Origin of the sequence: Streptococcus sanguinis (assembly GCF_008329445.1) — a bacterium.
Taxonomy (GTDB): domain Bacteria; phylum Bacillota; class Bacilli; order Lactobacillales; family Streptococcaceae; genus Streptococcus; species Streptococcus sanguinis_O.
In genome coordinates, this window is sequence record NZ_VIBR01000001.1 from 835,867 (window position 1) to 847,695 (window position 11,829).

At 43.7% G+C, this 11,829-nt stretch carries 11 protein-coding genes and 2 pseudogenes; 2 read left to right on the top strand and 11 right to left on the bottom strand.

The window, feature by feature from the left end; genetic code table 11:
• Positions 1 to 10 precede the first annotated feature (10 nt).
• The 5 genes and pseudogenes from FKX92_RS04230 to FKX92_RS04250 all read right to left on the bottom strand — a co-directional run bounded on the left by FKX92_RS04230 (position 11) and on the right by FKX92_RS04250 (position 5,325).
• Entirely contained in the window at positions 11 to 601 is a 591-nt protein-coding gene (locus FKX92_RS04230; protein ID WP_149565619.1) for a CDP-archaeol synthase, read from the bottom strand.
• Positions 602 to 951: 350 nt separating this feature from the next.
• Positions 952 to 1,953, bottom strand: coding sequence for a UDP-glucose 4-epimerase GalE (gene galE / locus FKX92_RS04235; protein ID WP_187759376.1), 1,002 nt, complete (start codon positions 1,951 to 1,953; stop codon positions 952 to 954).
• A 45-nt stretch (positions 1,954 to 1,998) separates the two neighbouring features.
• Positions 1,999 to 3,480, bottom strand: coding sequence for a UDP-glucose--hexose-1-phosphate uridylyltransferase (gene galT, locus FKX92_RS04240; RefSeq protein ID WP_149565621.1), 1,482 nt, complete (start codon positions 3,478 to 3,480; stop codon positions 1,999 to 2,001).
• A pseudogene (locus tag FKX92_RS04245) lies at positions 3,477 to 4,135 on the bottom strand (HAD family hydrolase). Before FKX92_RS04245 ends, galT begins: the two are co-directional and overlap by 4 nt.
• A gap of 11 nt (positions 4,136 to 4,146) precedes the next feature.
• Complete coding sequence (locus FKX92_RS04250) at positions 4,147 to 5,325, bottom strand: galactokinase (RefSeq protein WP_125352702.1); 1,179 nt, start codon at positions 5,323 to 5,325, stop codon at positions 4,147 to 4,149.
• Between the two features lie 194 nt (positions 5,326 to 5,519).
• Here FKX92_RS04250 and FKX92_RS04255 point away from each other — a divergent pair, with 194 nt between their 5' ends.
• Positions 5,520 to 6,521, top strand: a complete 1,002-nt coding sequence (locus tag FKX92_RS04255; RefSeq protein ID WP_125338312.1) for a LacI family DNA-binding transcriptional regulator — start codon at positions 5,520 to 5,522, stop codon at positions 6,519 to 6,521.
• Between the two features lie 16 nt (positions 6,522 to 6,537).
• The gene (birA, locus tag FKX92_RS04260; protein ID WP_011836853.1) at positions 6,538 to 7,473 is read left to right on the top strand and encodes a bifunctional biotin--[acetyl-CoA-carboxylase] ligase/biotin operon repressor BirA; all 936 of its coding nucleotides are present in this window, start codon (positions 6,538 to 6,540) and stop codon (positions 7,471 to 7,473) included.
• A 53-nt stretch (positions 7,474 to 7,526) separates the two neighbouring features.
• Here birA and FKX92_RS04265 read toward each other — a convergent pair whose 3' ends face one another.
• The 6 genes and pseudogenes from FKX92_RS04265 to FKX92_RS12210 form a co-directional block, all read right to left on the bottom strand.
• Positions 7,527 to 7,718, bottom strand: a complete 192-nt coding sequence (locus FKX92_RS04265) for a DUF3272 domain-containing protein (RefSeq protein WP_002895701.1) — start codon at positions 7,716 to 7,718, stop codon at positions 7,527 to 7,529.
• Between the two features lie 38 nt (positions 7,719 to 7,756).
• Positions 7,757 to 9,427, bottom strand: a complete 1,671-nt coding sequence (dnaX, locus tag FKX92_RS04270) for a DNA polymerase III subunit gamma/tau (protein ID WP_149565622.1) — start codon at positions 9,425 to 9,427, stop codon at positions 7,757 to 7,759.
• Positions 9,427 to 9,924, bottom strand: coding sequence for a GAF domain-containing protein (locus tag FKX92_RS04275; protein ID WP_149565623.1), 498 nt, complete (start codon positions 9,922 to 9,924; stop codon positions 9,427 to 9,429). Before FKX92_RS04275 ends, dnaX begins: the two co-directional genes overlap by 1 nt.
• Positions 9,925 to 9,953: 29 nt before the next feature.
• Complete coding sequence (locus tag FKX92_RS04280; protein ID WP_149565624.1) at positions 9,954 to 10,787, bottom strand: alpha/beta fold hydrolase; 834 nt, start codon at positions 10,785 to 10,787, stop codon at positions 9,954 to 9,956.
• A 104-nt stretch (positions 10,788 to 10,891) separates the two neighbouring features.
• Positions 10,892 to 11,515 carry a Type 1 glutamine amidotransferase-like domain-containing protein gene (locus FKX92_RS04285; RefSeq protein WP_149565625.1) on the bottom strand — a complete coding sequence of 208 codons (624 nt, stop codon included), beginning with the start codon at positions 11,513 to 11,515 and terminating at the stop codon, positions 10,892 to 10,894.
• A gap of 11 nt (positions 11,516 to 11,526) precedes the next feature.
• Positions 11,527 to 11,796 (bottom strand): annotated as a pseudogene (locus FKX92_RS12210) (methyltransferase domain-containing protein); the annotation flags it as partial.
• Between the last annotated feature and the right edge of the window lie 33 nt (positions 11,797 to 11,829).

Genomic DNA, 11,829 nt, shown 5'->3' on the forward strand with positions numbered 1-11,829 from the left:
AACTCCCATTTCACATACGATTTTTTCTAAGCTTAGCCCAGTAGAGCAGACGATTGACTCCTAGATGCGTACCCGCCCCTAGGATTAGAATGCCCAACATCTGCTGCCAGGACAGAGGGATATAGAAAAGCAAGAAAATAATACAGCCAATCAAGGAATCAATCTGGTCTATCAAGATAAAAGTCCATTTCCAGCCATTCTCCGCCGTCTTGCCCTCTCTGATTTCCAAACGGCGCTTGATGAAGCTATTGGGCAGCTCAAACAAAACATAAGCCAGCCCCAAAAGAGCCCCGAGCACCAGATTAAACAACACGGTATTTTCGTAGAAGGCATAAACCAAGTGCAGCTTCTCTAAGGTAGGAATACTCTTCAAGAGCAATCCCCAAAGGATCTGAGCCAAAGCTCCCCAGATAATCATGCCAAAGAAACCTTTCCAGGTCTTGTTAGCTCCAAAAAGCCTCTTCCCATCCTTTAAAATCAACCCAGCATCCATTGGTCGATAAGCCGCCTGCAGCAGTGAAGACTTGCAAAAGATCATATTCAGAACTCCAGCCAGAATGACCGGCATCAGGGTGATATATAAGGCAAGAATCGAATGCATACTTATTTCCTATTCTTTTTATGAAAATCAGCTTGAAAAGATTAAGAGACTTCTCAAACTTTTATGAATTCATTATATCATAAGTCTCTAAAGCCCTTACACAACAAACTGTCAACATCTGTCTCATCTGATAGTCGTGCAAAAAATTCGCTATTCTACATTCTTATTTCTTTTTGTATCTGTAGCTACCATGATTTTTCAAGATATACTAAGAGTTAGTAGCAACTAAACAAGATTATAGATAATATATCAATCACTCTTCCTTTTATTATAAAATGCTTTTAAAACTTTGTAAAGAAGAGCTTTATGATTCAAATTAAAAAACCAGCTTTTCAAGCTGGTTTGTCAGTTTATTCTCTGTCATCATAGCCATTTGGATGACTGGAATGCCATTTCCAAGCAGTTTCGATAATGGTTTCGATATTGTCAAATTTCGGCTGCCAGCCCAGAACTTTTCTGGCCTTCTCAGAGGAAGCAATCAGCGTATCCGGATCACCTGGGCGCCGCTCTGCTATTTCCAAAGGAATAGGATGGCCGGTCACCTTTCGAGCTGCTTCTACAATCTGCAGGTTGGAGAAACCAGTCGAAGAGCCAAGGTTAAAGGCATCTGAAGGATGGCCGGCACGTAGATGCTCAACAGCCAAAATATGGGCCTCAGCCAAGTCGAAAGGATGGACATAATCGCGTACATTAGTGCCGTCTGGAGTATCGTAATCATCGCCAAAGACGGCAATCTTCTCACGTTTGCCCTGAGCCACTTGCAGCACAATGGGCAGCAGATGAGTCTCTGGTCCATGGTCCTCCCCGATTGAGCCGTCAGGTTTAGCACCGGCCACATTGAAATAACGCAGGGCTACAAACTTAATGCCATAGGCCTGGTCTGCCCAGCGCATAATGGTCTCCATCATGAGTTTGCTCTCACCATAAGGATTGATAGGCTTTTGAGGAGTCGTTTCCAGAATCGGAACTTCCTCAGGAATGCCATAAGTCGCCGCTGTTGAAGAAAAGACAATATTTTTAACGTCGCATTCCTGCATGACCTCCAAGAGAGAAACCATGCCAGCTGTGTTATTGTCAAAATACTTGAGCGGATCCACCATAGACTCTGCCACCAGTGAAAAAGCAGCAAAGTGAATGACTGCATCGATAGATGGATGTTTGGCAAAGACATCACGCATAAAGTCCTTATCCGCCAAATCCCCCTCATAAAAGACTGCTTTCGGATGGACGGCTGCCCGATGACCAGTCACCAAATTATCAACGACGACTACCTCTTCCTTGCCTGCCGCTACCAGACGGTCTACCATGTGCGAGCCGATATAGCCGGCTCCACCTAATACTAAAATTGCCATAAAACTTCCTTTCCCTGTTACGCTAGATTCATTATAACACATTTCCTAGGGCTGGATGCCGACGGATTGGACGAAGCGCATGAAAGCCTCCTGCCCTTCCTCTGTTCGCTTGTAAACACCCGCATCTTCCAGTACTCGGCTGAAAATTTGACCTACTGAGGCTTGAACCACTTCTGCCACCGTCTCAGCGGTAACATCTGGATTCTGCTCTTTGAGTTCATTGGCCCACTCCTGATGATAGGCAGCAACCTGACAGTCTTCTCCCAACAAGAAAAGTTCCACCTGCTTGAGTTCTTCCTTGAGCCGAGGCGGCAGAATAGCCAGTCCCATAACCTCAATCAGGCCGATATTTTCTTTCTTAATATGCTGCACATCTGCATGAGGGTGGTAAATGCCGTCCGGATGTTCTGGGGAAGTTTGATTGTCCCGCAAGACCAAGTCTAGCTCAAAAGATCCATCTTTCCTGCGAGCAATCGGTGTGATGGTATGGTGCGACTCACCCTCAGACTCTGCCAAGACCTGCACACTCGGGTCAGAATAAGTCCGCCAAACTTGCAAGATCTTGTCAGCCAACTCAATCAACTGCTCCTTATTCTCAGATCTCAGCCGAATGACTGACATAGGCCATTTGACAATACCTGCCTCAACCTCATCAAATTCGCTAAAAGTAAAGCTACAATCCAGCTCTGCCATTTCCATAGGGAAGGTATGACGTCCGCCCTGATAGTGGTCGTGGGTCAGGATGGAGCCACCAACAATAGGCAGGTCGGCGTTGGATCCTGCGAAATAGCCTAGAAAGGTCTCAACGATGTCCAGCAGGCGTTCAAAGGTCAGCCGGCTGATGGACATAGGAAGGTGCTGGCTGTGCAGAAAGATGCAATGCTCATTAAAGTAGGCATAGGGCGAATACTGGAAGCCCCACTCCTGTCCAGCCAAGTCAAAGCGAATAATCCGATGATTGGCGCGAGCTGGGTGGTCCAAGCGCCCTTGGTAACCTTCATTTTCCATGCAAAGCTGGCAGGCTGGATAATGGCTGGTCTTTGCCTTTTTAGCTGCCGCAATTTCCTTGGGATCCTTTTCTGGCTTAGAGAGATTGATGGTGATTTCCAAATCTCCATATTCAGTCGGTGCTTTGAAAGCAATGTTTTTAGCAATGGCCTTGACCTTGATATAGTCATTCTTTTGACTAAGCTGGTAAAAATCAGCTACAGCTTGCTCAGGATTGGAGGCATAAGTCGTCCAGAAGTCCCGATTGAGCTGGCTAGGGGCAGGTGTAATCAAGTTCATGAGCTCAGCTCCGAGGATTTCGCGCGCAGTCTGACTATCCTCAATCGTATCTAATCGAACCGCCTCCTCGACCAGCTGGTCCTTGAGGTCAATCAATTCATCCAGATCAGTCTCAACTTCCAAAACACCTTCGCCCACTCGTGCTAAGACACGATTGGTTAGGTAGATTCGATCCATTTCCTCAAATGAACTTCCAGCAATGACTTCCGTGATAAATGCATCTAGAACTCCCTGACTCATTGATTCTCCTTCTTACTTTCTAAATAGTCTCTGACAGCATCTAAATCTTGAAAAACTTGTTCTGTTTTATTTAAGAAAGACTGTGCTGGCATTTTTAAGTCTGGAATACAAACAACTGGTATCCCAGCTCTATACGCTGCTTCAATCCCTGCTTCACTATCCTCTAATACTAAGCAATTCTCTGGTAAAACATTCAAATCACTACAGGCCTTTAAAAATATATCAGGGTAAGGTTTGCTTCGCTTTAAATCTTTTGCAAAAACTAGATGGTCAAATAGGGACAGTATACCATTACTATCCAAAATTATTCTAGCTCTAGATTCAACACTTGAAGTTGCTAGAGCGATTGGAATACCTTCTCTTTTCAAAAAAGCAAGCAAATTTTTAGCACCTTTTTTAAATTTACACCTTTGGCTAATATTCGAGCTTCCAGTTCATAAACTTTTTCCAAGGTTTGGTCAAAGTTCCAAGGTAAATCATAGGTATCTAAAAATCGTTGAACATTCTCCTCTTCCCTATGTCCACTGTATTCTCTAGAATATGTTTCTTCTGTAAAAGGAATTCCAAAATCTTTAAGCAATTCTTGATAAACTTTTAGAGAAATGATCTCAGTATCAGCTAATAAGCCATCTAAATCAAATATTACAGCGTCCATTTACTTCTCTCCTAGTCTAAAACTCGTGTCCCCGATGCAACTTCAGCGATATAGAAGCTTGGAGCGTATCCAACTACTTCCTCATAGCGTTTGCCAACTGCTTCTTTGAAAGATTCCACCGCATCCTTACCAACTAAAGCAATGGCGCAGCCACCGAAGCCTGCTCCGGTCATACGAGCCCCCAAAACACCTTCTTGCTCCCAGGCTGTGTGAACCAAGGTGTCCAGCTCTAGACCAGTCACTTCATAGTCATGCTCCAAAGAAACATGGGACGCATTCATGAGACGGCCAAACTTGTCAAGATCGCCTGCCTGCAAAGCTGCCCGTGCTTGCAAAGTCCGTTGATTTTCTAAAACAGCATGGCGAGCCCGTTTGAGACAATTTTCGTCCTCTATCAGATAGCTATACTCATCAAAGGACCATTCATCCAACTCACCCAAGGTTGCGATAGATAGCTTACGGTTCAGTTCTTCAACAGCTTTTTCACACTCAGCACGGCGCTCATTGTACTTAGAGTCAGCCAACTCACGTCGCTTGTTGGTATTCATAATCACTACAACATTGTCCTGGAGATCAAGCGGTACCAAATCATACTCGAGAGTATTGGTGTCTAGGTAAATAGCCCGCTGGTCAGCTCCCATTCCGATAGCAAACTGGTCCATGATGCCAGAATTAACCCCGATAAACTCATTTTCAGTTAATTTACCGATTTTCACTAGGTCCAGACGTTCCAACTGCAAGTCAAAGAGTTTCTCAGCAATGACACCCGTCAAAAGCTCTAGTGATGCAGAAGAAGACAAGCCAGAACCATTTGGAATATTTCCATAAACATAGACATCCATGCCTCGGTCAATTGTATGACCTGCCTCCTGCAGAAAATGCAGAACTCCTTTCGGATAGTTGGTCCAGTTATGCTCAGGCTCAAAGTGCAGGTTTTCCAGCGACACTTCAATAATCCCTTTTTCTTCAAAATTCCCTGAGAAGAATCTCAAGAGCTGATCGTCCCGCTTGCGAGCCGCTCCATAAGTTCCTAGAGAAATCGCAGCAGGAAAAACATGGCCGCCGTTATAGTCCGTATGCTCACCGATCAGATTGATCCGACCGGGTGAAAAGAAAGTGTGGTCCGCTTCTACTCCAAAGACCTTGGCAAAATCTGCTCGGACTTGCTCCTCTGAAATTAGGTTTGACATAAGCTAAACTCCTTTAAAACGAATAATCGATATTGTAATCGTTTTTTTATCTTTATTATAACTGTTTCCGAGTAAAACTTCAATAAATTTAGTAAAATTTTACTTAACAAAATATTTACTAAATTCTTCTTTGTTATTTACTAATTTTTGAGTTATAATTTATGTAGACAGTAAATTAAAAAGGATCAAATCAAATGGCTACTATCAAAGATATCGCCCAGACTGCTGGTGTTTCTCCCGCAACTGTTTCGAGGGTTTTGAACTATGACAAGTCCATGTCTGTCAGCGATGAGACGCGTAAGAAGATTTTCGATATCGCTGAACAGCTCAATTACCAAAAAAGCAAAAGGCAGAAAAAGACTTCACCTCAGACCCACCGCATTGCCATCGTTGAATGGTACACTGAGCTGGAAGAGCTGGATGATCTTTACTACTACTCCATCCGCTTAGGCATTGAAAAGAAAGCCCAGGAACTGGGCTATGATATCGTGCGGATTTTCAACAACGACTCTCTGAGCCAGCTAGAGCAGATTGACGGCATCATTGCCATCGGAAAATTTAGCAGCAAGCAAGTCAAGGAGCTAGAGCAATACAGTCCTGCCCTGGTTTTCGTGGACAGCGATACGCTCGACCAAGACCATAGCTGTGTGACAACGGACTTTGAGCATGCCGTTACTCATGTTCTCGACCATTTTCTTCAGCAGGGCTTTCGAGAAATCGGTATGATTGCTGGACGTGAAGAGACCGCAGACGGAACGACAAGTCTTGACGATCCGCGCTTGGCCTGCTTCTGCCGTTACCTTAGTGAAAAAGGTCTTTATCAGCCGGCCTATGTCAAGGTCGGCAAGTTCTCCTCAGAGTCTGGCTACCAGCTGATGAAAGAATTGATTGACCACCAAAAAGAACAGATGCCCAAAGCATTCTTCATAGCCAGCGATGCTCTGACTGTCGGTGCTCTCCGTGCTCTTCAGGAAGCGGGAATAGCTGTTCCCCAAGATGTCCAGATTATTTCCTTTAATGATACATCCATTGCCAAATACGTCTATCCGCCTCTCAGCACTGTGACAGTCTTTACAGAGGAAATGGGCAAGCAAGCTCTGCAAATGCTAGACCAGATGATTAAAACTGACGAAAGCCTCATCCCTTACATGATCAAACTCTCTACCAAGCTGACACTAAGAGAAAGCAGCCTTTAAGCTAGAAAGACCGCCTATGAAAACCTACGAAAAAATCTTTGATATCCTCAGTCAGACTGACGACTATGTCAACGGCGAAAAAATAGCCCAAGAATTGGGCATTTCACGAACTTCCATTTGGAAAGCCATTCAAAAACTGGAGAAAGAAGGCATCCAAATCGAATCCGTCAAGAACCGGGGCTATCGATTGACAGCGGGTGACTTGCTGATTCCTAATTGGATTGAGGAACACTCACCTGTTCAGGTCTCCTTCAATCCTGACTGCCAGTCCACTCAGATGGATGCTAAGGCTGGTATGGAGGCCGGATATCCCGCCGATACTCTCTATCTGGCCGCTGCCCAATCTGCTGGCCGAGGCCGCTTCGGTCGTGCCTTCTTCTGCCCCAACCAGGGCGGCTTTTACATGTCTCTCCACCTCAAACCCAACCTCCCCTTCGACCAGCTCCCCTCCTATACAATCTTGACCGCAGGAGCTATCTACAAGGCAGTAAAAAATCTAACCCTCATGGAAGTTGATATCAAGTGGGTTAATGACATTTACTATCGAAACAAGAAAATTTCTGGCATCCTGACTGAGGCTACAACTTCTATCGAGACAGGACTCGTCACCGATGTCATCATCGGTGTTGGCTTTAATTTTTTCATTAGAGACTTTCCAGCTGAGATTAAAGAAAAAGCTGGCTCCCTCTTTGAAGAGAAACCAGCCATTAGTCGCAATGAGCTCATTGCCGAGATTTGGAAATGCTTCTACGAAAGTGACCCAGAAGAGCTAATCTATCTCTACAAGCAGCGTTCCTTGGTGCTGGGACGACAAGTGACCTTTAGCCAAAAAGGCATGGACTTCCAAGGTTTAGCCAAGGACATCTCAGACAGCGGGCAACTCTTAGTCCAGCTGACAGATGGTCAGGAAATCTGGCTCAACAGCGGCGAAGTCTCGCTAACCAGTTGGTAATCAAAAAATTCAATTTCAAAAGGACTGAGTCATGAGACTCAGTCCTGTTTTCATTATTTCGGTCCTAAATGTTTATCGATTTCATCCACAATCCGCCCCATGACATAGGAAATCTGCAGATTGCGCAGCACCAAAACTGCCCAGAAAGCAGCCATAAAATAGCGCCCCGCCATGATGGATTCATTGAAAAAATAGGTTTCTAAGGCCGTAAAAACAGCCATTACAATAAATTGTCGTCTATTCATAGTTTTATTATAACACGAAAGCCTAGAAAAATCTTTTTTTAATCCTCTTGAATGGTAATTTTTTCTGCTAAAAAGTCAAATCCCTCTGGAATCAGGCTTTCCTCTTCCTTCTCTTCAACCTCGGCCTTGCCATTGCGGCTGCGAGCCGAAAAATCCGCCCGAATTTTGGTCCACTCTTCTAAGGAAATGGCCAAAATCTCTGGTGAAAATCCAGCTGCATTACTGAGGATATTGCCAAACATGGTATTGAGATTGTCCCGCTTCATTGTCTGCTCAGCGTTGAAATTAGACTCAAAAGCTAAGATAGCGTGGCTTTCGTTGGCCGCCACCGGCTGCGATCCTGCCAGCAAGGCCCTATCAGCTCCAGCCAGACTTTCGATAATCTCGCCCCAAGCATTCTGCAGCTTGGTCAGGTTGCTGCGAGCCAGACTAGGATTCTCAACAGCCTCTTCTAGGATGGCATTGACCTTATTGCGGTCTGCTCGATAGCCCTTAGACTTCTGCGGTCGAATATCTGAAGTTTTGACAGCTGATGCAGGTTTCCCATTGCCATTAGCCAGCTGCTGTTTAAGACTATCTATCTCTTGTCTCAGACCCTTGATCTCATCAGCTAGATTATCCGGAATCACTGCCGCTACAGGATGGCTGCTGGTCTCTGCCAGTCGAATGGTCATCATTTCTGTATAAATCTTGGGCTGCAGGCTGTTCTTGATGTCTGCCAAACTCTTGGTCGCCATATCTATCATGGCAAAGAGAGTGTCCTGCGGTGTCTTGAGATTTTCCAGAAAGAGCTCGCTGGCATGATGATTTTCCCCGCCAGTTTTGACAATAATCAAGTCACGCAGATATTGCAGGAGGTCCGTCACAAAACGGGCCATATTTTTACCGCTGTCAAAAATCAGATTGAGATTATCCAAGGCTGCTACTGCATCATGAGCAATCAAGGCTGCTACGTAGGCATCCAAGGCTCCTAAGCTGATAGAGCCAGTGATTTCTTCGGTAATATCTGTTGTCAAACGATTTTCCTGAGTTAAGCTAAGAGCCTGGTCAAGTATAGACAAGGCATCTCGCATACCGCCCTCAGCTCGACGGGCAATAATCTGCACACCTTCTTGCTCAAAATCAATACCTTCCTGCTCCAAAATCCACTCGATATGACCAATAATATCTTGCGTCTTGATAGACTTAAACTCAAAACGCTGGACGCGGGAAAGAATGGTCGCCGGAATCTTATGTAGCTCTGTCGTCGCTAGAATAAAGACCACATTTTCTGTCGGCTCTTCCAAGGTCTTGAGCAAGGCGTTAAATGCCCCAGTTGAGAGCATGTGCACCTCGTCAATGATATAGACCTTGTGCTTAGCGAGACTAGGCGCATAGGTGGACTTGTCCCGAATGTCACGAATCTCATCTACGCCATTATTAGAAGCCGCGTCAATTTCAATAACATCTTCAAGGCTTCCCTCCGTGATAGCCTGACAGATATAGCAGTCATTACAAGGCTCGCCATCCTTTTGATTCGGACAGTTCATAGCCTTGGCAAAAATCTTAGCAACACTGGTCTTCCCTGTTCCACGAGGGCCAGAAAAGAGATAAGCATGGCTGATTTTCCCTTGCTCAACAGCCTGCCGCAGAGTAGTAGCCACTACCTGCTGACCCACCAGCTGACCAAAGGTCTGACTGCGGTACTTCCGATATAAAGCTTGATACATTAGGCTTTTTCTCCAAACATTTCAAAATTCCAAGTCGTTTTTTCAAGCAAAATCTGGACAAACTTTTCCAGATATTCCTGATCTACCTTATCATAATCACCCGTCAAGGCTGAGTCCAAATCCAGTACTCCCAGAAGTCGACCGTCTTTTACCATGGGAACCACAATTTCGCTCTTAGCCCGGCTATCACAAGAGATATAATTGGCATGCTGGGTCACATCATCTACGATAATCGTCTGCTCTTTCTCCGCGGATTCCCCACAGACACCCTTGCCTAGCGTAATATGGACACAGGAAACACCACCCTGAAAGGGCCCCAGAATCAGCTCACTCCCATCAAAAAGATAGAAACCAGTAAAAACAGAATTAGGCAGGGCTTGATTGAGTAGAGCGCTAGCATTGGAAAGATTGGCCAAAGCATTGGTCTCACCCTCCAACAAGGCTTCCAACTGAGCCAGTAAAAGTTGATAATTTGAAATTTTTTCTTTTGTGTTCATAGAGTCTATTATATCAAAAAGCCAGTCTTTCAACCAAGCTTTTCTTTAATTTTGTTATCCAAAAATTCATTAATCAGTCTATTTACAATATCGGGTTGGTCAGCATTAGAATTGTGCCCCGCCTCATCAATCCATTGAACAGACTTCCCAGTATTTCTTTCATAGGCCTTCAAATATCGTATACAAGACCCTGCACGATCTTCTTTTCCACATATAGCCAATTGTGGACATTTTACTTCATAGGAAAGTTTCTTCTCCACTGCTTCTGAAAATATCTTATATCCGTATCCCGCAAGACGAGCATACCTTTCTTGATCGCCATCATAAATCATCATCATATCATACATCAGTTTTCTTCCATAGTCTTTTGTTGATACGCTTTTAGGGCCTGATTTCAAAAGAGATTTCCATGGATAGATTCTATAAATTGCCTCCATATTTTTTAAGAGCCACAATTCCATAGCTGTATAATACTTCCTTTGAAGGGATGGTGAATCAATCGTAACAAGACCTTTTAATTTCTCAGGAAAAAGTTGAGCATAAACCTGTCCTACATATCCTCCCATTGACTGACCAATTACTATTGGATTTTCTATTCTCTCTTTGATAAATATTTCATCCAGCCAACTTGCTAAATCAAATAAAGTAAAATCGAGACGAAATGGATAAGATGAAGCATGTCCAGGTGCGTCCCAAACCAAGACTCTATATGTATCTTTAAAATATTCTATTTGTTTTTCAAATAACCTATGGTCAGCAGTTAGCCCAGGTAAAAAGATAAGAGCACTTTGGGATGATTCAACAGCATCATTTGTCCAATAATGAATTATTCCACTTGGTGTTTCATATATTTTTTCAATCAAAGTTCAACACTCGCATTCTAATTTGTTTAATCTAGTTTATCTCAATTGCACTCAGTCCTCTTATTAGAGTTTCTCAAGTAGGTCAACTAGAACATATATTCTGCTTACTTATCCTCCTCCAAAACCCTCACTTCTTTACCCTTCACAAGCACAGCTTGGTGATTATTGAGGGGAAGCAGATTCAGCTGGTCGCTGTAAGTATCCAGAGTTGCCTGAGCGCTTTCGACAAAGGGTTCTTCGCCAACATGAGGAAGAACATAAAAATCCACCTCGTTTAGTGCCTCTGTATCATTCAGTTCCTTAGCGACCGCCTTATCGTCCATAAGCTTATTGTAGTCAATGTCTTGGGCTGTGATGATAGCACCAGCGGATTCGCCCACATAAACCATGCCATCCGCAATCTGCTCTGTTATCAAGGATAGAAGCTGCTTTTTCTTAAGTTCTTGCAGAAGATAAAAAGTATTGCCACCAGAGACATAGAGGAGTTTGCTTTGGAAAATTTTGGCCTGAGCTGTCTCTCTATCACAAGCTGAAATATCTAAAATTTCTACTTGAAATCCCAAATCTGCAAATGTCTGCAGGGCTTCGTCAATATAACCTCTGTACTCTTCTACATTTCCAGCCGTCGGAATAAAAAGCACATGTTTGCCCAATTGCTTTTCAGATGCATATTGTCTGAACAAGTTCTTGACTCCCGCAAAATATGAACATAAAAATAATTGTTTCATAGGATACCTCCTTATTTTTTAACGATCTTATAAAGAATCCATTGATCCTTTCTTTGACTATCGATAAGATGTAAGTCCAAATCCGTCAAATAGTTTTCCAATTTTTCTTGCTTTCTAAAGTCTGGTTGGTAATAAGCTAATTTGCTCCATTCACATGCCAGTAAGATGATTCCATCTGGCTTAAGTATCCGCTTAAGTTCTAGGAACGCTTGAGTTAGGTTTGACCAATGAAAATGGATCTGAAATGCTGTAATCAAATCAAATTCTTTGATTGGTAAATCAAGTAAAGAAATGCCAGAATAATCAGCAGGCCA

Bases quoted from the DNA above. Each gene is read 5' to 3' on its own strand.
- FKX92_RS04230 (WP_149565619.1), bottom strand. From the start codon at position 601: ATGCATTCGATTCTTGCCTTATATATCACCCTGATGCCGGTCATTCTG.
- galE (WP_187759376.1), bottom strand. From the start codon at position 1,953: ATGGCAATTTTAGTATTAGGTGGAGCCGGCTATATCGGCTCGCACATG.
- galT (WP_149565621.1), bottom strand. From the start codon at position 3,480: ATGAGTCAGGGAGTTCTAGATGCATTTATCACGGAAGTCATTGCTGGA.
- FKX92_RS04250 (WP_125352702.1), bottom strand. From the start codon at position 5,325: ATGTCAAACCTAATTTCAGAGGAGCAAGTCCGAGCAGATTTTGCCAAG.
- FKX92_RS04255 (WP_125338312.1), top strand. From the start codon at position 5,520: ATGGCTACTATCAAAGATATCGCCCAGACTGCTGGTGTTTCTCCCGCA.
- birA (WP_011836853.1), top strand. From the start codon at position 6,538: ATGAAAACCTACGAAAAAATCTTTGATATCCTCAGTCAGACTGACGAC.
- FKX92_RS04265 (WP_002895701.1), bottom strand. From the start codon at position 7,718: ATGAATAGACGACAATTTATTGTAATGGCTGTTTTTACGGCCTTAGAA.
- dnaX (WP_149565622.1), bottom strand. From the start codon at position 9,427: ATGTATCAAGCTTTATATCGGAAGTACCGCAGTCAGACCTTTGGTCAG.
- FKX92_RS04275 (WP_149565623.1), bottom strand. From the start codon at position 9,924: ATGAACACAAAAGAAAAAATTTCAAATTATCAACTTTTACTGGCTCAG.
- FKX92_RS04285 (WP_149565625.1), bottom strand. From the start codon at position 11,515: ATGAAACAATTATTTTTATGTTCATATTTTGCGGGAGTCAAGAACTTG.